Here is a 22,432-nt window from a genome sequence, read left to right on the forward strand (position 1 = left end):
TTCAGGAGGTGTCGGATGCACAGTAGCGCCGAGCTATTTCCTAGTATCCATGCCGGTGCCGTGTTCGAAGCCTCTGCTGTGGCTCATGCCCATAAATCTGGGATCAACCCGGTGGAGCTCGACGCATTAGCTCAAGCGATCGGCCGCCTTGCTCGTGACCACAGCACCGTGGTCCCAATGAGCATGCGTGAGGATCTGTTGGAGTTTGAGAAGCTCGGCTACGTCGAGCTGACCAACACGCCCAGCGCAACAATTACCGTTGAACTGCTCTGTGCGGGCGCCTTGCTATCCAGCTACTTCTGGTCGGTTTGGGTGCCCCGCTACCTCCAGTGCTGCTCGCTGAAAGTGGCCGTCATGTCTCACCTGCAACACCCCGCGGAAGTTCAGCACTGCAGCGTGGTGTTCCGCGTGCCTGGAGCACGTGAGGCTACGCGTCACTTTTTGCATGAGCTCGGTACCAAGTTTCCTGGCGATCAGGCTGAAATCATCGCGATCCAGACCGGTAACGTTCTGGCAGACAGGGATGCAGAGCTATGACCACCAATCTCCTACGCGGAAAAAGCGAGAGCCTTCGTGTACTCGTGAAGTTTGCTGAAGCGAATGGCTGGACGGTGTCTCGCACTCAAGGTGGCCATATCAAGTTCACGAAATCTGGCCTTGGATCGATTTACACCTCATCAACCGCAAGCGATTACCGCTCAGGCCTCAACGCCAAAGCCCGTATTCGTCGTGCTGATCGAGCTCAAACCCTACACTCGCAGGAGGCAATCTAATGCCTATCCGTCATTGCATCGTCCACCTGATCGACAAAAAACCCGATGGCACACCTGCTGTTCTCCAGGCACGCGATTCGGAGCTATCCGAATCGGTCGCCATCGAGAACATGCTTGCCGACCTCAACGAGAGCTATAACGCCAAACAAGGCAAGGCCTGGGGTTTCTTCCATGCCGAGTCCGGCGCGCACCCGTTTAGCGGCTGGTTAAAGCAGTACTTTGAAGGTGACCAGGACTTCACCGCCTTCAGCCACACGGCGGTCGAGCATCTGCAAAAGCTGATGGAAGAGTCCAACCTCTCCACCGGTGGCCACGTACTGTTTGCCCATTACCAGCAAGGCATGACCGACTACCTAACTGTCGCCCTGCTCCACCACAGTGAAGGCGTGGTGGTTACTGACGATCTGGACGTCACTCCTTCACGCCACCTGGACGTTGGCCAGTTGCACCTGGCAGCGCGTATCAACTTGTCCGAGTGGCAGAACAACAAGCAATCCAAGCAGTACATCTCGTACATCAAAGGCAAAAACGGTAAGAAGATCTCGGGGTATTTCAGCGACTTCATTGGCTGCATGGAAGGCGTCGACGGCCCGGGCGAAACCCGCGCCCTCCTCAAGGCGTTCAGCGACTTCGTTGAAAACGAAGACCTGCCAGACGAATCGGCCCGCGAGAAAACCAAGGCCCTGGTGGACTACGCCACCAGCCAGGCCAAGCTCGGTGAACCCATGGGCCTGGAGGAACTGTCAGGCTTGATCGATGAAGATCGCCCCAAGGCGTTCTACGACCATATCCGCAATAAGGACTACGGCCTGTCGCCGGAAATCCCCCTGGATAAACGCACTCTCAACCAATTCCGTCGGTTCACCGGCCGTGCCGAAGGCTTGTCCATCAGTTTTGAAGCGCATCTGCTAGGGGACAAGATCGAGTACGACGAGGCGTCCAATTCATTAGTCATCAAGGGGTTACCTACCCAACTCACTGATCAGTTGAAACGTCGCTGAACACACTTTCTACCCTAGGCATCGGAGCCCACCATGAGTAACAAACCACAGCGTCTGCATGAAGAAAAATTCGTTATTCGCCTGCCCGACGGGATGCGCGAACGCATCGCGTTGGAAGCACGTGAAAACGCCAGGTCGATGAACTCAGAAATTGTTTATCGGCTGGAGACAACTGCCGAACTTGAAGCTGCTCTGGATCGTGCTTTGAAAATCATTGACCAGCTTTTGGCGGCAAGCCCGGCTTATGAGCAGCCAGGAGCCAGAGTATGAAAGCGTCTTTGGCCCAAACCATGAAAGATAAGCTGTTGCTGCCGGCGTTTGAATCGAAGTCGCCGGTGGCAGCGCGAATGAGCGACCCCATCGTCGATACCCCCATGCTGTTGACTCTCGACGAAACGCTGCCGTATGACGAAAACCCAAGGACGACTCGTAACCCGAAGTACGATGAAATTAAAGAGTCGATACGAAATCGGGGACTCGATACGCCACCTCCCGTCACTCGTAAACCTGGGGAAGATAAGTACCGGATCCGCAACGGCGGCAACACTCGCCTGGCAATTTTAAACGAGTTGTATCGTGAGACCGGCGACGAGAAGTACTTCAAGTTTCACTGCCTATTTCGACCCTGGGACGCCGTTCGGGGCGAAATCATCTCGCTCACCGGCCACTTGGCTGAAAACGACCTCCAAGGCCAGCTCCTGTTCATTGAGCGGGCTATTGGGGTCGACAAAGCGAGAGCGCTGTATGAAACAGAGGCAGAGGAGTCTATCTCATTACGTGAGCTTTCACGGCGGCTGTCAGCGGATGGCTACCCGGTCTCCGCGTCTCACTTGAGTCGTATGCACGACACCATTCGGTACTTACTGCCAGCAATTCCAGGCGCGCTGTACTCTGGACTGGGAGTAGACAGAATCATAAAGCTTCTGTCTTTGCGCAAAACAGCTCTTCAGTGCTGGGATCGCAATTATCAAGAGCAGGAGCAGCACCTTGATTTCGATACGCTTTTCCAAGATGTACTGTCCCAGTTTGAGGGCGACGCTGAAGAATTTCTATTCCAGCGATTTCAGGACGAACTGATAGATCACCTTAAAAAGCCGCTGAACCTCGGCTACGAGCAAATACTGTTGGAAATCACTCAGAACCAGGACCAATTGCGCCGGTCTACGCCGGTTCTTGAGCTGCCACAGTACCCTGCATCGCAATTTGAGGGGGGGACTCAACTTAACGTTTCGAACAATGGCATTGAGGCTAATCAGAACCCTCTACAACTACCCCCTACTACTTCGGGGGGCAGCACACATAAGACGACGCCCTCCAAAGAGAGTCCTTCACCTCAAGGGGTGCAACAGCAACTGGCCCCAACTCCGCAGGAGCAAATGAGCCCACAAGAGCGCCAAGCACGTATCGATGGGCACGTTGCGAGCCCTGTGAAGACTTCTCCCAGAGTCGACAAGATGAAACGGGAGCTCGCTGCGCTTGACGGTGAGGTCTTGCCCGACTTCGCCTCCAATGCCTTGGTGGCCATCCCTGTTCAAGCTGGCGGACTCAATCCCATTTCTGACCTTTGGTACATCGAACGCGAAATAGACAATACCGCGACCCTGCGTCAGCACATCGCTCAATTGGCTCGCGAAATAGCCAGCTCGGTCAAAGCCCCAGGTCAATTTATCGATATCGATGGTGGCGTCGGGTTCAGCTACCGACACCCCGAAGCGGAAGTCGAAATTACTGCCACAGCCCAACATACCTTGACGCTGCTCCAGTCTTTGAGCGGCTCGATGGCCATCGTACTGAAAATGATTCAGCAGCAACCCAAGCTTCAAATCGACGCGTTGGCTGACTTTGAGTTCGCAGCCGGACTGGGCCAGATCTTACTGGGCCAGCCTCACACAAAAGATCAGCCCCCTGAAAAGTGAATGCCGTCTCAGCGACGGCGCTCTAGTGAAGCTGTTCCGCATTATTCGTCTCGCAAGACGTTTGATTGACCTGGAAATCCAGTCAGTCGCCAACAACGGTCCGAATTCAGCCAGTTAACACACGGACTCTACAAGGGGGAGTCGTCATGTCCAAGACACCAATAAATGAAGCAATCCTGTCACAGGTGCTTCATCACATGCGTAATGGCCAACTTCGGCGCTGCATCGAAATGGGCCTGGAGCCAGAGATATTGGCTCAGCTCCAACAACCTTCAGTACTGAGCTTGCTGCTTAACACTCCCGTGTCTTGGTGCAACGTCACCATTGATGGGGACATGGTAAAAAAACTACTGTCAGGCGCGCAGCGTTCTGATGAAGAAGTGCGCATGATTGAACGTGCGCTGCGACTTGGCGCGACCACTCAAATGCTGCAACAGTTCTTCGGGCTGTCTCCGCAGGATGTGGCCCTTCAACGCCTAATGATCGGCGTGACGGCACGTCGTGGCCGTTGGCGCGAATTCAGTGAGGAGATGGACGCTCAGCTTTGGTACCGATGGACGCACCTAATGCAAGAGCATCAGGTAGAGCTTGGCGACAGTCTCGCGTTGCTGGACATCGCCATGTTGGTCGCCGAGGAACTCAATGCTCCACAGGATACTAGCCCAGATGAGACCCACGAAAACCTCAGCCTGGCCATCATCTGGCATCGCATTCAGTCCTGGATAAAGGAAGGGCTTTACCCTCCTGCAAACCCTGGCCTTCCGAGAAGGCTACAGCTTGTGTCTTCTCAACGACTTGCACAGCCTGCAGCGACATCGGTGGAAGGTGACTCTGTATTATGAGGTTGTCTCGGCTTCCCTTGTCGACGCTTTTAGACTCGGCCTCGGGTCACCTTGAAGCTCATTTGCTTCAGAAAAAAGAGTCGGCGCCTCCGGGGATTGAAGGGTCTTCCCCCTACTCCGGAATTATTTTCAGCGGGAACCCACACGAAACGGTTCCTCGCCGATTGCTTTTGGATGATCGCTTAACCCCGCTTGAAAGAAACACCTGGCAGGTATTTCGCCTACTGATCAATGACGACGGCCTTACGGCGTTCCCTACCTATGACCAACTGCGGCCATATTTGGGTATGCAACCCGGTAGGCCTGCCTCGCGTGAAACTGTATCAAAAGCATTAGTGACCTTACGTCTCACCCGTTGGCTTAGCCTGGGGCGACGGGTGCGCAATGATCTGAGTGGACAAGTGCAAGGCAACGTCTACCTGCTTCACGACGAACCGGTCACACCGGCCGAAGCTATAGAGTTCGACAAGGACTACTTGCAGCTACTCGCGCAGTCAATGCAGCACCAGACCAAGGTGATTCGCGAAGTGGCAGAAATTGCCTGGAAGGAATTTGCAGCTGATCCTGATGTTGGCCAACGCTTACCTAGCAGGCTGGACATCATCGAATCCCGCATGAATAGCCAGGCCTGGACCAAAGCGCAGGCTCCAGTCGTTCTTAAAGCGACTGAGTTCGGAATCCGAACTCAGCAAAATATAGCTCTATCTCCACTGAGTTCGGATACCGAACTCAGTGAAAAAGGCGAAGAGCGAATCGCTTTGGAGCAGAGTTCGGATGCCGAACTCAGCCGTAAATCACTGAGTTCGGACTTAGTTCGGCATCCGAACTCATATAGTACGTATACAGATACACACAAAGATGTTTGTAAAAGCTCTGTACATGTACCGCCCACACCAAACGACATCGCTGCCGATTTGCTCGGTGCACTGCATCGACTACCGGTCGAGCAAAAACAGAACGCGGTCCTGGCGCTGCAAAAGGTTCCAGCAGAGTTGAAAACCGCGCTCATCAAACAATGGGTCCACCGCTGTGACTCGGGAGGGGTCCGAAACCCGCTTGGATACTTAATGACGCTCGTCGGCATGGCCGTTCGCGGCGATTTCAACAGCCAATGGAACCCTGACGACAAGGCAAAAGCGAGCCCCGAGCGTCAAGACGCTTCAGCCCCGCCAGAGGGCGCAGAGCAGCCGACGAAGACGCTAACGCAGACGCGTAGCCCTGAGTCGATACAAACCGCAAAACACACACTCAGCGGAATGCTGCATCTGCTGAAGCCTAATCGGGGTACACATCCATGATGTCAGGTGGACAACCAGAATATCGTGGTAACGCGGCCCAGAGCGAAGCGGTCGTGACCGGAATCTGTGCCAGCTACACAGCAAGTGTTGCGGCCCGCAACACCCTGACAGGAACCGAAATACGCCGCGGCCGCCACGCAAGTGACTCGGCCCAAATCACTTGCCCAGGATCCGGCATTCGTGCCAGCGACACGGCAAGTGTTGTGGCCCACAACACCCTGACAGCATCCGGCACCGGAGGTGGCCGCCATATAAGTGGTGCGGCCCGCACCACCTTGGCAGGATCCGGCATCCGTGCCGGCGACATGGCAAGTGTTGTGGCCCACAACACCCTGACAGCATCCGGCACCGGAGGTGGCCGCCATATAAGTGGTGCGGCCCGCACCACCTTGGCAGGATCCGGCATCCGTGCCGGCGACACGGCAAGTGTTGTGGCCCACAACACCCTGACAGCATCCGGCACCGGAGGTGGCAGCCATATAAGTGGTGCGGCCCGCACCACCTTGGCAGGATCCGGCATCCGTGCCGGCGACATGGCAAGTGTTGTGGCCCACAACACCCTGACAGCATCCGGCACCGGAGGTGGCAGCCATATAAGTGGTGCGGCCCGCACCACCTTGGCAGGATCCGGCATCCGTGCCGGCGACATGGCAAGTGTTGTGGCCCACAACACCCTGACAGCATCCGGCACCGGAGGTGGCCGCCACGCAAGGGATTCGGTCCGCACCGGCGAGTTTCAGCTCTTCCTATATAGAAGCCTCAACAAATCCCCTTCCATCGGGCTACGTATTTAATGCTGCGTCTCCTATAGCCAAATTGCAGCATGGGTACGTCAATCCTCTTCCCAAGGAAACACTGCACCATGGCTGATAACTTCCGGCTCAACATCGGTTCACTGCGCAGCGATGTGAAGCTCACCCTTCACACTCACCACGCCGCTCGTATATGGATGGGGCGCCCTAAAAATGACCTCAAAGCCGGCATCATTGGTCTGTCAGGGTTCTGCACTGTCGTCAATCGAATGTCTCGAGGCGCCCAACAGGATGATCCCTACTCTGACTGGTGGATGATCCTCCTCGAGGAAAAGATCAACGATTCCAAGGAAGCGTTAAAGACCATCGAAGATCGCCTGGACACAGCCATGGCCTCTCTTCCACCGGCCATCAGCATTAGCGAAAACCTCTCGATCCAGCCTGTCAGCCTCCCGCTGTACATCTCCAATCCCCTGGGATTTCAGGCTGTGTACCTGCTGACGAACTACGACGAAATTGTCAGACGCATTCTGTTGGCCCAGCACGTTGGCCTTGTCGGGCGCCACGATATGGAAACCTGGATCGACGAAGGCGCAGCGGTACTGCGGAGACTGTTTGGTCTGGCCCAGATCTATAAGTACTCAGGCGCTGCCCGCGACGACTTCGCTGCAAACAATGCCAAGGCTGAAGCAGCCCGCAAAATGTACGAGCGGTACGGTGAGCTGCCACAAGACATCCTGGAAGGCACCCGCCGTTCGAATTTCGCGCCACCGATCATCCGCGGTCAGCAGCAAACCGAGACGGATGATCATCTCGATGACCCCGTTGAGGGTTAAAGAGCATGGGCCAGATTCCCTCCAATGATGGGTCGCTGCAACAGACCGCCTTCCGGCCACTGCAACAGGAAGCCTTTCAGCGACTGCAACAGGCTGCCTCACTAAAGGGCCTTTTAAAGCCTTTTAAAGGTAAGGGGGAGCTGACCCAATTTGCCGATCTTTGCCGAGCTCAAGAATCGGACTTAAAAGCTCTTGCCCAGGAAGTGCTGAGCCAGGCCCGCCGATATCCATTCACCCTAGTTCCAGTGCGGTTGACTGAGCAGAACACCCAAGCCGGCACCCAGTTTTTGAGATGGCAGCAGGTGACAGATCGGCGGATGGGCGTAGGGGTTTGGGCAGAAATGATGGGCTCACCCAGAACACCGGAATCCATGCTGCAGGATCTTTACGTGATGGAGCTGCAGCGCATCACCTTGAATATGCAAATGAGTTTGCTGCACTCGATCACCAAACAGGCCGCCGAGTGCGCAGAAAAAATGGGCCAGGCAGAGGCCGTGTATACCGCTCGCCTGCAGCAGCTCAACAACCCAACGCAACACCAATAACCTCGGAGAATACTCATGGGCACGCCCGTACAAGGCTGGGAAGGCAATATCGGTTCTGCACCGGAATTCAAAGAATTCCCCAACGGCAATAAAGACCCACGTCGACTCATGCGAGCCAACGTTTACTTCGACAATTCGATTCCGGATGGCAAAGGCGGCTACGAAGATCGTGGCGGTTTTTGGGCGAATGTGGAGTGGTGGCACAAGGACGCCGAGCATTATTCGCAACTGTTCCAGAAAGGTATGCGAGTGCTGGTTTCCGGTCGCGCCGTTATGGACCGTTGGAAGAACGACGATGGCGAATTCGAAGCTTTGAAAATCCAGGCCAGCCGGGTCGGCATGCTGCCACACCGCGTGACCATGGTGAATCTGGCGCCTTCGCAAAACCAGAATTCGCAACAGTCCAACAGACCCGAATCGCGGCCGCAGCCAGCTCCAGGCCCGGATGAATATCCAGATACCGATCCACCGCAATTCTGAAAACAGGGGCTTAATTTTTCGGCCCATTCGTGTAGCTGTCGGTGTTGGGGGAAACAGCTCATCGTTTCCCCCGACCTCATTAGAGAACCACTACAAATTAGGACGTGCCGATGGATGAAGTTTTGAGGGACCCAACAGGGTACGTTGTCATTGGCGCAGAGCACCCAGCTTTAGGCCGTGTTTACTGGGCTTACTTTGATGAAAGCGAGGTGAATGCTCCGGACTACTACGGGCTCACCCTGGACATAAACCGAGCATCATGGGCTCCAGTTGGGTGGCGAACGGGAGAGTATCTGATGGGGGGCCGTGGAGAGACAGACCTTGATACCTGGCAAGCCCGCCGATTTATCAACACCTTGCTCGATGAATACCGCTTAGATACTGAATACCGCGTCGACTTTGACGACGACGACGAAATGACTGAACACTTATACGGCAAGCTGGAACAACTACGTGTTCAAAGCGGACAATCCACTCAGGACTTCATCGCGTGGATCAGAGTTGCGAACTGGACGGACGAGCCAGCTTCGAATTGACATCAAACCGCCAATTGGTTGGCAAAAAATCGCGCCATTCGTTAACTTTCAGGTTGAGTCACACTTCCATTCGGCTATCTCAAGCACAGAAGTTTAAAACTTCCGTTTTTGATGCAAAAAAATGCGCTATTCGTGATGTTACTGTCTGATAGATCTGTTCTTCGGGGACCGATAGCCAATGGCGCAATCTCGAACTTCTTTGAAACCAGCAGATAGGCGGCAATTCAATAACCCCCATACTGCCGTTCAAATAGCCGGTGCTGACGCCGCCCGAAAAGGGCTACGGGTGTATGACTGCCCTTACCACCATCCTGCGATGCGCGCGTCGTGGCTAAAGGGCTTTGCCCAGGAACAGCAGCTGACGCTGGACCTCTAGCCGCTAAAAGCCTCCCGTTGTGCATTGACCATTTCCCATTGAAGCCTTACCTGCCATGACGTGACAGTCCCGCTCTGCATAATTGAGAAGGGGCACACCGTGAAGCTATTGATCATCGAGGCACCTGGGAAGCTGAAAAAGCTTCAGCCAATGATGAAGAAACTGCGCCCAGGCGAACACTGGTTGGTTGTCGCCAGTGGTGGGCACATACGTGACTTGCCCGCCAGAGGGCAGGACGACAGCATGATCACCACAGGCGTCCGCAAAAATTACACACCGGTGTACGAGATCCTGGATAAGAGCGCCAAGGCCGTGCGGACCATCAAGGCCGCAGCTAAACAGGCCGATGAAATCTACCTCGCAACCGATCCGGATCGCGAAGGTGAAAGCATCAGCTGGCACATCCAGCAGGTACTGGCGGTCAAATCCTACAAACGCATCACCTTCAATGAAATCACCCTGAAGCGTGTCGCAGAGGCTCTAGCCAATCCTCGCCAAATCGATTTGAACAGAGTCGCGTCACAAGAATGCCGGCGTGTACTTGATCGTTTGGTGGGTTACCTGGTGACTCAGGAGCTACGCCGACTGATGGGCAAGCCCACCTCTGCAGGCCGCGTGCAATCGCCTGCCGTATACCTGGTGGTTTTGCGCGAGCGCGAGATCCGCAACTTTCAGGTAATCAACCACTTCGGTGTGCGTCTGAACTTTGTGGATATGAATCAGGGCACCACCTGGTATGCAGACTGGCAACCGGTACCGGATTTCGCGAGCAAAGACTTTCCTTACGTTCAAGATGCCAACCTGGCCCGACTCGTCGCCGGCACACGTAATGTCGTCGTCGAGTCCTGTGAAGACCGCAAGGCCGAGCGCCACCCACCCGCGCCCTTCATCTCTTCCACCCTTCAACAAGCAGCCAGCAACGCCTTGAAATGGGACCCGGACAAGACCATGCAAGTCGCCCAGCGATTGTATGAACAAGGCGTGATCACCTACCACAGGACGGATAATCCCAACGTACCAGACGAGGCCATGGAGGATATTAGAACCGTAGCTAGATCTATCGGATTGAAGACCGTCGACGAGCGACGTACATTCAAGGCCGCCGAAGGCGCGCAGGAAGGCCACCCCGCTATTACCCCGACGCATTGGGCTGATACAAAAGCTGGTGAGAACGACGAGGAACTCGCCCTGTACAAGTTGATTTGGGTCCGGGCGCTGGCCAGCCAGATCGAAGCGGCGGTATTCGACGTGCGTGCTGTAAAACTGCTCGCGGTTGGCCCAAATGGTAAGGCTTTGCGATTCAATGCAACTGGTGAAACCCTTTTTCATCCTGGGTGGCGGAAACTGCTCAAGGGCGATGACACAGACGATGAGGAAGATGGAGCAGCGAGCAACCCAGTTCCTGCACTCACACCAAAACAGATCATCTCTGTGCACAACGGAGAACTGCTGAAGAAGAAAACTCAGCCGCCATCCCGCTACACCAAGGCCAGTCTAATCAAAGAAATGGAGCGCCGCGGTATTGGTCGTCCCAGCACGTTCGCCTCGATCTTGAAGAACATCACCAGCAAAGGAATGATTGAGGAAAAAAGCCGCAAGCTGGTACCGGCGCCGCTGGGGGAGGAAACAATCGCGAAGCTGGAAGGGTTCTACAGTTTCGTGGAGCTCGATTTTACGAGGGAGCTGGAGCGGGATTTGGACAAAGTCGCCCAGGGCCAAGACACCTATGGAGCTGTCGTTGCGCGTCTGCATAGACGCCTGGAAGAGGAACTGTCTCAGCAACGTGGAATGCCGAGTGTGCCGATGGCGTCCGCTCCACGCCCAGCCACAGCAGGTGGCGCTTTCAACTGTCCCAAGTGCAATCAACCCCTCGCAAGGCGACAAAAAAAAGGGGGCGGTGGCTATGACTTTTGGGGTTGCACAGGCTTCAAATCGAATGGATGCAAGGTGAGTTTTCCAAACTTGAATGGCAAACCAGATCTCAATAAACCCAGAGGGGTGTGACTTCTGCCATTGCCGATATAAATCACCGACAACGCCGTTACGCATTAACCCTAGAAGCCCACCATTCCTATACCTGACAGTCCTCTGCGAAATTGCAGAGGAGGTCATGGGTGAGCGTACAGAAGAGACAATCGGTGGTGGGGCTGCGCATCTTAGCGCCGAAGCTGGAGAAGTTCTCAGACCGGCAAATTGAAGTCGCCCAGACCTGGGCTTTACAATTTAACGTACCGCCCTCCCAGCTGACCTCCTTCATCGATACCTATCTGAGTTCCACTGTCCATACTCGTTGCTGGTGCGTAGCCCTGCCCTCTACAGATGATCAAACACGGCGGCTCCTGGCCAGAATCGGCGATCACCTCCAGTACTTCGATGGTCATCAGGTTAAGGCCTGCAAAATCTTCAGCAAGGACCGCGTGCATAAGAGAAAACCCACCGCAATGGTGGCCCAGCAGCTACTGCTCAGGTTTGAAAAACGCTGGTATGCAGACGTCCTACTGACCTCCTTCTGCAAGTCTGCTGGAGAGAGGGCGAAAGCCCTTTCGATTGAAGATCTAGGAAGCTTTAATCGCCGCGGCTTCGATTGGACGGCGAGCAACAATCGGTACTTCAATCCCCGCACCCGATTTTACCTGAAGCAGATTGGCAGCACGCTGAAGCAGTTTTGCCAGTGTCTGGACCAAGAGCTTTTATTCGCCATTCGTTCAGCGCAATGTCCCTCACCCAAGCTCTATAACTGGCTGGCTCAAGGTGACCGAAAACGCCGCCTTCAGGCCCTAAAAGCCCAGCCAGTACTGATTCCACTTCTGGTACTAGCAGATCAATGGCCGTGGCCGTGGGATGGGCAGCAGCAGGTATACATGAACTGCCCATGGGATGAACTTCAGGCGTGGCGCCCATACTGGAGTGAGGACCGTTATTTGATTTCCGCTGAAGAGTGCCTGGTAGGTCGCATAGCCGACGCGGGCCTCCCCCTTTCCGACACACTGGCTTGGCTGCTACAGGCGCCGCGCGCTGCAGTGCGCTACCTGGGTCAACAGCGGGTATTCGATACCGGCAGTGCATTGACCCGTATCAGCCGCGAGGGGCCACAAGGACCCTGGCATCGACTGCTGCTGGGAGCCTCACTGGGCAATCGCCGTCCTCTTAAAAAAGCGCACTGGATCACTCTCTTCGCGCTGCTGGATAAAATCCCGTATCAACTGCTGGATCAAACGCAGGACTGGAACAGGCTGCTGTCAGGGTGTCCAACTGATTGGTCGGACGACAATTGGTCCAAAATCGCCGACGACTTTCGAGACCTGAACGAGCTCTTTAACAACGTTGATGAGAGCGACGGACCAGCTTCTGGTGAAGCACTGCAGAAACTCAAAAGCTTCATTGCTACTGCTTCCTATCACCAGATCGCCAGCTTGGTGAATGGCTTTCACCTCGCGTTGATAGACATCCGTGAGGCTTTAGATGCAGTAGATCCACAAACAAGAACAGACTCTTTAACGCCCTGGAAGCCGCTGCTTTATTCAACCAGCACACCCCTCGTGAGTCCAAATGGGCTGCAAATTATCGAACTGAAGTGCCCCGCCGATCTTGATGCGGAACATCGAGCGCTGGGCCATTGCATTGATGGTTACGACTACAGTGCTTATCGGGGCATCTGCCGTCTTTTTTCGGTTCGCGAAAACGGGAAATCGTTGGCCTCTGCAGAAATCCAAATGGATGAAAGTGCCTGGGGCGAAACGTTAGCAAAATTGACTCCCAAACACCTGGTGACGATACAACTGAGAGGGCTCCGCAATCGCACACCTAAGTCGGGCTCCAGGGTTGACCGGGCCTATCAATGGTTTTGGGCAAAGATCAAATCGGGTGAGCTCGCCATTAACCTGGAATGGCCCGACCAAACACTATCCATGTCGCGCTATACAAATCGAAACCGGAAAAAAATGCATGCCCAGGCCTGTGCGGAATGGATCAACCAACGATTGAGCAGGACATGAGTCGTCCACGTCTGATGAACCGCCGGCAGGACCTGGTCGAAAAAGTCATTTTTGACGGCTATGACTTCGGGGTCTTAATGCAATACGTTGAGGGTGCGAACCGGCTGTTTCTCGAACGTAATGGTTTCTATATTCGGCGTGCCGAGCATCCTCAACATCGCTATTGGCGATTACCAAAAGGCAAGTTGCTGGATGACCTGGATGTGCTCTTCCACCGTTTGATGGAGTTGTCCGAGGACCGTTTCAATGAAAGTTGGGAGACGTTTTCACATAAAATCACAGCCGCACAAAACGACCCAGATCGGCAGGCATTCACGTGGGGGCTGACCTTTCGGATAGCTCCACTCGTTCAGGGCGGGATCCTGCTGTCAGGTGACTACCATCCTGGCGCGGTCGCCGTTTCAAGGCGCATGCACGGCGTGTTTCTCGGGCATTCCAAGTCCTGGCGCATTGACGCTGGTGCGGAAGTGGTGCGAAGCAACTTGATCCTGGAGCTTGGATTGTCGGAGGATCAGTTCGAAATCCTCGACACCGTGCAAGAGCTGCTGACCGACGGATCCGTTGTTCCAGCTGATGAAATCACCCGCATCAGTCTTGGTGGACCGCCACAAGAGCGCGCAGCAAAAGCGGCTGACGATAGCACCTCAACCGATGTGTATTTAGCCGCGGTGCCCTCAATCGAGCGCACCGGGTCCACTACCGAACAGATTAACCAGGCATTGGCTGGTTATTCTTTACTGGACCATCAACCGGCAGGCATCCGGCACTTGCTACAGCGCACAAGCGCCTTGCTTGCGGATGACATGGGGCTTGGTAAAACTCGCCAAGCAATCATTGCCGCTGCAATCCGAGCAGCTAATAGACCCATCTTGGTTATCACCCTGTCGACGTTGATCATCAACTGGCAACGCGAAATCCAGATGGTGTATCCCAAGGCCACTATCGGCCAACAGGTCTTTGATCCCTCTTCGCAATGGATTATCACCAACTACGAACGCCTTGGCGATTTTGTTCTGCATGCAGGACACTTTGAAGTGATGATCATCGACGAGGCGCACCGCCTGAAAGAGCCGACCGCCGCGTGGACACGTCACGGCTTCGACATTGCCGCCAAGATACCCAACCGTTACCTGCTGACGGGTACGCCAGTCCTCAACCGAGAATCTGAGCTGCACACGCTGCTACGGCTATCCGGCCACCCCGTTGGGAAACTGCCCTTGAAAGAATTCTGCGAACAGTTCGCCGGCAGTCAGGATTTCCGCATGAATCTGCGGGGCGCAATCGGCGATTGGATGCTCCGTCGACGCAAGGATGTCTTGCCCGGTCTCAAGGGCAAACAGCGCCAAACTTTACCCATCGAACTCACTGCTGAAGAGCGCAAGCAATACGATCAAATTCGGCTCGAAGACAGGCCTAGCCTCGCCAGGTTGGGATCACTGCGTCAGTTGCTTGAGCAGGTAAAGATTCGTGTCGTAATGGATCTGCTGTGCGAACTGGACGCGGAGGACAAAGTAATCTTGTTCTGTGAGTTCAAGGATACGGTAGGAACACTTCGCACTCGGTGCAAGCAAGCTGAGTACGGGTGCGTCACGGTTGTCGGCAGTGACTCTGTAGGCAAACGGCAGAAGGCGATCGATCAATTCCAAAGTGATCCAGAAACCCGCGTCTTTGCCGCCACTACCTCCGCTGCCGGCACCGGCAACAACCTCACTGCGGCCAACTATGTGATGTTCCTGGGCCTCCCCTGGACGCCTGGACTGCAGGACCAGGCTGAGGACAGGGCCTACCGCAATGGGCAATTGCGCATGGTCGTGGTGAAAATCCCGCTGGTGGAAAACACAATCGACCAGATGCTTTGGCAAATGCTGCAGGATAAGCGTCAGTTGGCAAGTGACCTCATTGAGCCCGACGCGGCCGGCAACGCGAGACAAGCATTGGCGACCAATTTGTAGATCTGCGGTATATCACTGCTTCTTAGTGGCTGAGACCTTGTAAACGTACTTGGAACCATTACTTTTGTTTTCTGGAATCTAATAGGCCTCCCCATCGGCAACAATAGTTTCGTTCGATATCTGCAAACTTCCGAAAGTGGCAAATCTATTTCGATTTTACCCACTTTGCTCGTATTCATTTCGAGGAGTCGAACATAATTGACTTTGTTACGTATTAGAATCTTCCCATCGCTCATAATGGCCGTCGAGACCCATTCAGAAGAGACTGATCTCACTGAAAGGCACGGACAGTTTTGGCGGACTCGTTGAATCCAGCGCGATACGCCAATATCCAACATCATGCCAAGCGCCATGCTTGAATCCTACTTCTGGATACGTACCGATGTGAGCGAAGCCTAGTGCTTCATGCAGCCCCACGCTGCCATCGTTTGGCAGCGCGATCCCGGCAAAGGCTGCGTGAAACCCTTGCCTTTTCAATGTCGGCAGCAACACGCCATACAGTGCCCGGCCGACCCCGCTACGGTGCGCTTCTGGCGATATATAAACGGTGACGTCGACCGACCAGCGATAGGCCTCACGAGCCCGGTGCTGACTGGCATATGCATAGCCGATGAGCTGGCCGTCTCGCTCCGCTACCAGATACGGGTAAGTCGGCAAAGTCGACCCAATCCGCTTGGCCATCTCTTCGACTGTGGGCGGCTCAAGCTCAAACGAAATCGCCGTATGCTCAACCATCGGTGCGTAAATTGCCTGGATGGCTTGAGCGTCCGAAATCTGCGCAATCCTTACTGTGGTGTTGCTCATCCTCTATCCCCTTGGTCGCTCAAATCGATCTTTGATTGACTCGTTTCGAGAGTGCTTCGGCGCTTTCCTTGCGCTCCGAATAGCGGTCTACCAAATACGTTTCCCGGCCCCGAACCATCAGCGTGAACTTCATCAGTTCCTCCATCACGTCCACAACACGGTCGTAGTAGGCGGATGGCTTCATACGCCCTGCGTCGTCGAACTCCAGAAAGGCTTTGGGTACTGACGACTGGTTTGGGATGGTGATCATCCGCATCCAGCGCCCGAGGATCCTAAGCTGGTTTACCGTGTTGAAGGACTGTGATCCACCGCAGACCTGCATGACGGCCAACGTCTTGCCCTGGCTGGGGCGGACAGCGCCCAACGTGAGAGGTATCCAGTCTATTTGGGCTTTGAATACAGCAGACATTGCACCGTGACGCTCTGGCGAACACCACACCTGTCCCTCTGACCACAGAACCAGATCCCGCAGCTCTTTAACCTTTGGATGGTCTTCCGGAGCGTCATCAGGGAGAGGCAGACCCGAGGGATCAAAGATGACGGTCTCGGCTCCCATTAGGGTCAGGATGCGCGCGGCCTCTTGGGTCAGCAGCCTGCTGAAAGAGCGCTCACGGGTTGAGCCATACAGCAACAAGATGCGTGGTTTGTGAGTCGGTTGCTCGTTGCCTTGCAGGCGATCCAGTGTGACGAAGTCGATTAGCGACTGATCCAGATTAGGTAGATCCAGGCTGCTTTCCGAGGAAAATTCGTCCATTACAGTTCACCTATTTGATCTAGCTCGCGCTTCAGTTCCTGCGGTGTGAGCGCCGAATGATCCAAGCTGAAGAATGCCTCGAAACGCTTTTTAATCTGGACGACGGTCGCGTCAAATGCGGCTTGGATGTCGCTGTCTGTGCCTTCTACATCGGAAGGGTCGGCGAGGCCCCAGTGGCTTTTGACAGCAGGCCCGAAATAGACCGGGCAGGGTTCGCCTCCAGCCTTATCACACACGGTGATCACCACATCCGGTGGTGAGTCCGAAAACACCTCTGAGCCTTTGCTGTAGAGATCTGTGGTGTCGATACCAAGCGCTTGCAACGTACTCACGGCGCGTGGATTCAGTTGTCCGCTTGGGAAGCTGCCCGAACTGACGGCGTTAAAACCGCTCGGGGCCAGGTGGTTGAACAACCCCTCCGAGAGAACGCTCCGGCAGCTGTTTGCCGTACACATAAATAGCACTTTCATGGGTTTCTCCTAGACAGGGATGCTCAGCCGCGACGCCAGTGCCACCAGCGTTACCAGCAAGATAGGGAGGGTGAGGATGCTGCCGACTTTGAAGTAGTAACCCCAGGTGATGCGGATATTTTTCTGCGCTAGCACATGCAGCCACAGCAACGTGGCCAGGCTTCCGATGGGCGTGATCTTGGGGCCAAGATCGCAACCGATGACGTTGGCGTAGATCATGGCCTCACGTACCAGTCCTGTAGCGTCGCTGCCCTGAATGGACAGAGCGCCGATAAGCACACTCGGCATGTTGTTCATGATCGAGGACAACAGCGCAGCGGTGATACCGGTGCCCAAGGTAGCGGCCCATAGGCCATGCTCGGCAAATATGTTCAGCAGCCCCGAGAGCGAGTCGGTTAGGCCAGCATTACGCAGGCCATAGACCACCAGATACATGCCCAGCGAAAACACGACAATTTGCCAGGGCGCGTCCTTGATGACCCTTCTCGTGGAGATGATTTGGCCTTTACCTGCGATGACCAGCAGGATCATTGCACACGCAGCAGCAACAGCGCTGATGGGGATACCTAACGGCTCCAGTGCGAACAGACCAACCAGCAGCAGGCCAAGTACCCACCAGCCAGCAATGAAGGTCGCCCGATCTCGAATCACCGACTCCGGGGCCTCAAGCTGATCCGCGTCGTACTGGGCGGGAATGTCCTTGCGATAGAACATCCAGAGCATGAACAGTGTCGCGGCCACGGCCACTAGGTTCACTGGCCACATGACAGAAGCGTATTCACCGAAACCCACGCCAAAAAAGTCTGCCGAAACGATGTTCACCAGGTTGGACACCACCATCGGCAGACTGGCGGTATCAGCGATGAAGCCTGCGGCCATCACGAATGCCAAGGTGGATGCCGGGCTGAAGCGAAGCGCCGTCAGCATCGCGATGACGATTGGGGTCAGAATCAGTGCGGCTCCATCATTGGCGAACAGTGCCGAAACGGCTGCACCGAGCAGGATCATCAGCGCAAACAGACGTCCGCCTTTGCCCCGACCCCAGCGAGCGACATGAAGCGCCGCCCATTTGAAGAATCCCGCTTCATCGAGCAACAAACTGATGATGATCACAGCAATGAAGGTCGCGGTAGCGTTCCAGACGATGTGCCACACAACCGGCACATCCCCTAGACTTACGGCGCCAGTCAGTAGTGCCAGAACGGCACCCGCTGCCGCGCTCCAGCCGACACCTAACCCCTTGGGTTGCCAGATAACAAAGACGAGCGTAACTACGAAAATCGATGCTGCGATGAGCATGAGTATGTTCCAGATCAGGATGTCAGCAGCAGGAGGCTTGGCGCACGGGTCTGTCTTCCATGGAAGCCAGCCGTCCTTGATGGTCGTTAACCCAGGACTGGTGTGCCTGCGTAGTGACGTTCAGAACATCCAGTGCCCACTGTTCAAGCTCGGGATGCAGCCGGTAGTAAACCCACTGACCCTGCCTCCGATCTGCGAGTAACCCGCAAGCACGCAGTTGGGCAAGATGCCTGGAGACCTTCGACTGGTTATCGTCCAGTGCCCAGATTAACTCGCACACGCACAACTCACCCTCAGCCGAAAGCATGAGCATGATCCGGGCGCGAGTTTCATCACCCAAGCACTTGAAGAATGTGTGTGGTGTAAGGCTCATAAGCAATCGCTCTGCATATGTGGATAATCGAATATGCAGATTTAACCACGTTCAGCCTGCTTGCACAAATGCCTGTGGCGGGAGTTAACGATGGGGATCAATGCTCACCGGTCGACCACAGGGTAACGACCAGGAGGGATTAACAATCGCCTCAGCACGCGGACGGAGATTTGATGTTCGAATGGATGTTCGCTGAACGCGATTTTGGATTCATTACTCTAGGCGTAATGGCAGGATAGCTGGTCAGGTCGAATGCAATTGAGTGGTCAGCGTGAATGCAAATGAATGCTCAGCGTGAATGGAAATGGGTGATCAGATACTAGGTAATTTTCCACCTCGGTCGCGTCATCTTTGTATAGCCTATAAATACCTATAGACGTAGTTTTCTATTTCCTACTGCGCAGCTGGTACCAGCCTGTCACCGTTCCCCTATCATTACAGGGGGCCTCTCGGCACATGATCAGGCACGTCACCACGCTCTCGCTTCTAGCGTTAATCGCCAGTTGCACGACCCAAACGGCGCAGACACCCAAGCCCGCTTTCGACAGCAGTCGCAATCCGGACATGTTGACGCCAGACCTCTATCCTGGCGGCGCCGTTCCTGAAAAAGAACCAGTAGTGCGCTATGGCCGCTACACCCTCGTCAGCACGCTGCCAGATTCTGGCCAACGTGACCTGATGGCTCAGATTATCGACATCAGCATTCCAGCCAACATGCACCCAAATGTGCATGAGGCCATGCAGTACGTGGTGGACCGTTCAGGTTATACGCTTTGCTCGGCAGACTCTGGCCACGTCAACATCCTTTACACCCGACCACTCCCAGCAGCCCAATATAAACTTGGCCCTATGACCCTGCGTAACACCCTGCAGGTGCTCGCAGGTCCGGCCTGGCAGGTGAAGGTCGACGAGGTCAACCGTCAGGTGTGCTACGTCCTGCGCCCTGGCTACCAGCTCCCGGACTCTCCACGTCCTGCATCAACTCAGATTGCTCAACTCAACACATCGACAGCTGCACAGCCTATCGCAGCGAAGAGCAATAACAATGATGCGGGCAGCCAAGTAGTAGTCGCCGCCGTTCCCCAAACAGCGCCTTTCACAACAACGGCATCAGCCGCTACCCCTGTGGCGAACGCTGCACCAGCCAAAACCGTGGCCCCTCCTACGGTGATTACCAAGGATGGCTCTACAAAACAAACGTCTGCCTTGCCGACTCAGAGTCCGGCCTCGACTTCGTCCAGCAACCCAGATGCCAAGGCCGCTTCAACTCCGAAACTGGTCACCGCGCCGGCCGCAGTTTCTGCAGCGCCAAAGCCGGTTGCGACGGACATTGCAGCGCCGAAGCCGCTGGCCCAGACATGGACGGCTTCAACTGGCTCAACCCTTCGTCAAACCGTCGAAGGCTGGGCTGAAAAAGCGGGCTGGAAACTGATGTGGCAGGTCGATGATTTGGATTACTCAATTGACGCTCCACTTCGATTTGAGGGCAGTTTCCAAGAAGCCATTGGGTCGATTTTCCCACTCTACGACTCGGCTCCACGGTCCTTTCTGGTCGATGTGGTCGACAGTAACTCCTCACAGCGGCTGATTTTTATTACAGAGAGGAACAAATGATGACTGCTCGTCTCTGGATCAAAAGCACAGCCTTGTCACTTATCGTCGCACTGGTGAGTTCCTGTTCGCTGCAGCGTGTGAATGAATCGGCCAGCCGAGCTGAAAATGACGCTGCGACAGCCTCTCAATACAGCCGATTTCTGAGAAATCAGCAGCAAGAGTCCGCGCGCGCTACGGTGGTGTTCAGCGACAAACCATGGGTATCCAAAAAACCGCTGGTCGCCAAGCGTGGTTTACCGCTGACCATGGATTGCGACATCACCTATCGCCCCTCATATAACGTTGGGATCGCTGAGATCGCGCAGTACATCACTAGTGAATGTGGTGTACCGGTCATCGTAGCCCCTGACGCAATCGACCCAAGTGTCCTTTCCAGTTCGACGCAGGGCAACTCAGGACCTGCAGTTCCACCTGGTTTGGGCTCTGCCGACAACCTGACCAACTTCATGCCCGCCGGCGTCATCGGCAATGTTCCGAGCAACGCCCGCTCAATGAATTCGATTGGGCTGACTGCGCCCAACACATTCCCCATTAAGTACAGCGGCAAGCTGTCAGGGTTGTTGAATCAAGCGACCTCCCAGTTAGGCTTAGCGTGGAATTATTCCTCCGATGATCGAAGCGTGCATGTCACTTACTTCGACACCAAGACGTTCGACGTCTGGGCATTTGGTGATGACCAGGTCATTGAAAGCACAGTGAAGTCGGGCTTGCTGACTGCTACAGGCAGCGGGAGCAGTTCCGGTGGTGGTGGCGGCGGATCTTCGTCGACAGGTGCATCGGGTGAATCAGGCAGCAACCAGAGCACCACCGTTACCATCAAGACCTCGCTGATCGGAGACATTGAAAAAAACGTCAAGGCGATGCTGAGCCAACAGCCCCAAGGTCGGATGTTCCTCTCGCGTTCCACTGGCACCCTGACGGTAAGTGATCGACCAGAAGTACTCTCAAACGTTGCTAAATACCTGAATTCGATCAACAGCAGTATCACCCGTCAGGTGTTGTTCAACGTCAAAGTTTTCGAGGTAACTCTCACCGACACAGACCAGACCGGCCTGGACTGGACGGCTGTCTATACGTCCTTGAGCAACAAATGGGGCTTTTCGCTGAAGAATGCCACCACCGGCATAAGCACGGGCGCGGTGTCGGGCTCGTTGAGTATTTTGGACACGTCGAAGTCTCCTTGGGCTGGCTCCAACTTAATCATCAAAGCCACTTTCCGAACAGGGCCGAATCTCGAACGTTCGCTCGCCGTCGGTCACCACGCTGAATCTGCAGCCGGCACCCATCCAGATCGGCAACGTAAAGAGCTATGTCGCATCAAGCTCGACAACCACCACGGCTTCCGTTGGATCGTCTACTTCGCTCACCCCCGCGACTATCACCAGCGGCTTCAACATGATGTTGCTCCCTCGAATCATCGACCAGGACAACATGTTGCTGATGATCACCCTGAGCATGAGTAGCAAACCGACCTTCACCACTTTTACGAGCAACGGCTCCAGTGTCCAGACAGCGGATTACGACACCAAGAACCTGTCGCCCAAGGTCAAATTGCGCAGCGGTCAAACCCTCGTACTGACTGGTTTTGAGGAGAACAGCGAAAACGCAACCAAGTCTGGCGTAGGTGATCCTGGATTCTTCGGTTTGGGCGGCAGCCGTATCCGCACCACAGGGCACAGCGTACTCGTAGTGCTGATTACTCCTGTTGTTGATAGCGAAACAGGCAGCCCCAGCGCGGTGATTTCACCTGCTGCCAACGAGCCTTGGGGCTCTTGCCATACCCCACTGCTGCATTGCACAGGTTCCAAGGGGTAAG

The 22,432-nt window shown here is 55.0% G+C and carries 21 protein-coding genes and 2 pseudogenes; 18 read left to right on the forward strand and 5 right to left on the reverse strand.

The annotated features are described in order from the left end of the window. The first annotated feature begins 15 nt into the window (after positions 1–15). The 16 genes and pseudogenes from QF039_RS24260 to QF039_RS24335 all read left to right on the forward strand — a co-directional run bounded on the left by QF039_RS24260 (position 16) and on the right by QF039_RS24335 (position 15,302). Positions 16–537, forward strand: a complete 522-nt coding sequence (locus QF039_RS24260) for a hypothetical protein (RefSeq protein ID WP_008437321.1) — start codon at positions 16–18, stop codon at positions 535–537. Continuing rightward, positions 534–773, forward strand: a complete 240-nt coding sequence (locus QF039_RS24265) for a type II toxin-antitoxin system HicA family toxin (RefSeq protein ID WP_008437325.1) — start codon at positions 534–536, stop codon at positions 771–773. Before QF039_RS24260 ends, QF039_RS24265 begins: the two co-directional genes overlap by 4 nt. Beyond that, positions 773–1,774 carry a nucleoid-associated protein YejK gene (gene yejK / locus QF039_RS24270; protein ID WP_008437326.1) on the forward strand — a complete coding sequence of 334 codons (1,002 nt, stop codon included), beginning with the start codon at positions 773–775 and terminating at the stop codon, positions 1,772–1,774. The genes QF039_RS24265 and yejK overlap by 1 nt, the downstream gene beginning before the upstream one ends. Positions 1,775–1,807: 33 nt before the next feature. Continuing rightward, a complete protein-coding gene (locus QF039_RS24275; RefSeq protein ID WP_008437327.1) occupies positions 1,808–2,044 on the forward strand; it encodes an Arc family DNA-binding protein in 237 nt (78 codons plus the stop codon). Next, positions 2,041–3,808, forward strand: a pseudogene (locus tag QF039_RS24280) (ParB family protein). The gene QF039_RS24275 and the pseudogene QF039_RS24280 overlap by 4 nt, the downstream one beginning before the upstream one ends. Positions 3,809–3,836: 28 nt before the next feature. Next, positions 3,837–4,532 carry a DUF2857 domain-containing protein gene (locus QF039_RS24285; protein ID WP_008437329.1) on the forward strand — a complete coding sequence of 232 codons (696 nt, stop codon included), beginning with the start codon at positions 3,837–3,839 and terminating at the stop codon, positions 4,530–4,532. Further along, positions 4,529–5,830: an STY4528 family pathogenicity island replication protein gene (locus QF039_RS24290; protein ID WP_019816979.1), complete on the forward strand. Its 1,302-nt coding sequence runs from the start codon at positions 4,529–4,531 to the stop codon at positions 5,828–5,830. The genes QF039_RS24285 and QF039_RS24290 overlap by 4 nt, the downstream gene beginning before the upstream one ends. Positions 5,831–5,883: 53 nt before the next feature. Then, entirely contained in the window at positions 5,884–6,624 is a 741-nt protein-coding gene (locus tag QF039_RS24295; RefSeq protein WP_138183495.1) for a hypothetical protein, read from the forward strand. 68 nt (positions 6,625–6,692) lie between these two features. Beyond that, entirely contained in the window at positions 6,693–7,418 is a 726-nt protein-coding gene (locus tag QF039_RS24300) for a PFL_4669 family integrating conjugative element protein (protein ID WP_008437331.1), read from the forward strand. A 5-nt stretch (positions 7,419–7,423) separates the two neighbouring features. Continuing rightward, positions 7,424–7,963 (forward strand): DUF3158 family protein, encoded by a 540-nt coding sequence (locus QF039_RS24305; RefSeq protein ID WP_008437334.1) that lies wholly within the window; start codon positions 7,424–7,426, stop codon positions 7,961–7,963. Between the two features lie 15 nt (positions 7,964–7,978). Next, on the forward strand, positions 7,979–8,443 hold the full coding sequence (locus tag QF039_RS24310; RefSeq protein ID WP_008437336.1) for a single-stranded DNA-binding protein: 465 nt from the start codon (positions 7,979–7,981) through the stop codon (positions 8,441–8,443). 110 nt (positions 8,444–8,553) lie between these two features. Then, positions 8,554–8,979, forward strand: coding sequence for a hypothetical protein (locus QF039_RS24315; protein ID WP_008437339.1), 426 nt, complete (start codon positions 8,554–8,556; stop codon positions 8,977–8,979). 178 nt (positions 8,980–9,157) lie between these two features. Continuing rightward, positions 9,158–9,355 (forward strand): CrpP family ICE-associated protein, encoded by a 198-nt coding sequence (locus QF039_RS24320; RefSeq protein WP_073845721.1) that lies wholly within the window; start codon positions 9,158–9,160, stop codon positions 9,353–9,355. A gap of 99 nt (positions 9,356–9,454) precedes the next feature. Then, positions 9,455–11,359 (forward strand): type I DNA topoisomerase, encoded by a 1,905-nt coding sequence (gene topA / locus QF039_RS24325; RefSeq protein WP_008437341.1) that lies wholly within the window; start codon positions 9,455–9,457, stop codon positions 11,357–11,359. Positions 11,360–11,469: 110 nt separating this feature from the next. Further along, positions 11,470–13,350: a hypothetical protein gene (locus QF039_RS24330; RefSeq protein WP_019818088.1), complete on the forward strand. Its 1,881-nt coding sequence runs from the start codon at positions 11,470–11,472 to the stop codon at positions 13,348–13,350. Continuing rightward, the gene (locus QF039_RS24335) at positions 13,347–15,302 is read left to right on the forward strand and encodes a DEAD/DEAH box helicase (RefSeq protein ID WP_024073377.1); all 1,956 of its coding nucleotides are present in this window, start codon (positions 13,347–13,349) and stop codon (positions 15,300–15,302) included. Before QF039_RS24330 ends, QF039_RS24335 begins: the two co-directional genes overlap by 4 nt. Positions 15,303–15,557: 255 nt before the next feature. On the opposite strand, the gene QF039_RS24340 is transcribed toward QF039_RS24335, so the two are convergent. From QF039_RS24340 to QF039_RS24360, 5 genes are read right to left on the reverse strand one after another with little or no spacing between them, the layout of a single operon-like run. Next, positions 15,558–16,106: an arsinothricin resistance N-acetyltransferase ArsN1 family B gene (locus QF039_RS24340; RefSeq protein WP_008437347.1), complete on the reverse strand. Its 549-nt coding sequence runs from the start codon at positions 16,104–16,106 to the stop codon at positions 15,558–15,560. Positions 16,107–16,125: 19 nt separating this feature from the next. Beyond that, positions 16,126–16,860, reverse strand: coding sequence for an arsenical resistance protein ArsH (gene arsH / locus QF039_RS24345; protein WP_008437348.1), 735 nt, complete (start codon positions 16,858–16,860; stop codon positions 16,126–16,128). Next, the gene (locus tag QF039_RS24350) at positions 16,860–17,330 is read right to left on the reverse strand and encodes an arsenate reductase ArsC (protein WP_008437349.1); all 471 of its coding nucleotides are present in this window, start codon (positions 17,328–17,330) and stop codon (positions 16,860–16,862) included. Before QF039_RS24350 ends, arsH begins: the two co-directional genes overlap by 1 nt. A gap of 9 nt (positions 17,331–17,339) precedes the next feature. After that, positions 17,340–18,629, reverse strand: a complete 1,290-nt coding sequence (locus QF039_RS24355) for an arsenic transporter (protein ID WP_008437350.1) — start codon at positions 18,627–18,629, stop codon at positions 17,340–17,342. A gap of 22 nt (positions 18,630–18,651) precedes the next feature. Beyond that, positions 18,652–19,002 (reverse strand): metalloregulator ArsR/SmtB family transcription factor, encoded by a 351-nt coding sequence (locus QF039_RS24360; protein ID WP_008437351.1) that lies wholly within the window; start codon positions 19,000–19,002, stop codon positions 18,652–18,654. A 456-nt stretch (positions 19,003–19,458) separates the two neighbouring features. On the opposite strand from QF039_RS24360, the gene QF039_RS24365 reads away from it, so the two are divergent. Together QF039_RS24365 and QF039_RS24370 are read left to right on the forward strand one after the other, a co-directional pair. Further along, the gene (locus QF039_RS24365) at positions 19,459–20,616 is read left to right on the forward strand and encodes a TcpQ domain-containing protein (RefSeq protein ID WP_008437352.1); all 1,158 of its coding nucleotides are present in this window, start codon (positions 19,459–19,461) and stop codon (positions 20,614–20,616) included. Next, a pseudogene (locus QF039_RS24370) lies at positions 20,616–22,431 on the forward strand (PilN family type IVB pilus formation outer membrane protein). The gene QF039_RS24365 and the pseudogene QF039_RS24370 overlap by 1 nt, the downstream one beginning before the upstream one ends. Position 22,432: the final 1 nt, after the last annotated feature.

Source organism: Pseudomonas sp. W2I6 (assembly GCF_030815935.1).
In the GTDB taxonomy this organism is placed as follows: Bacteria; Pseudomonadota; Gammaproteobacteria; order Pseudomonadales; family Pseudomonadaceae; genus Aquipseudomonas.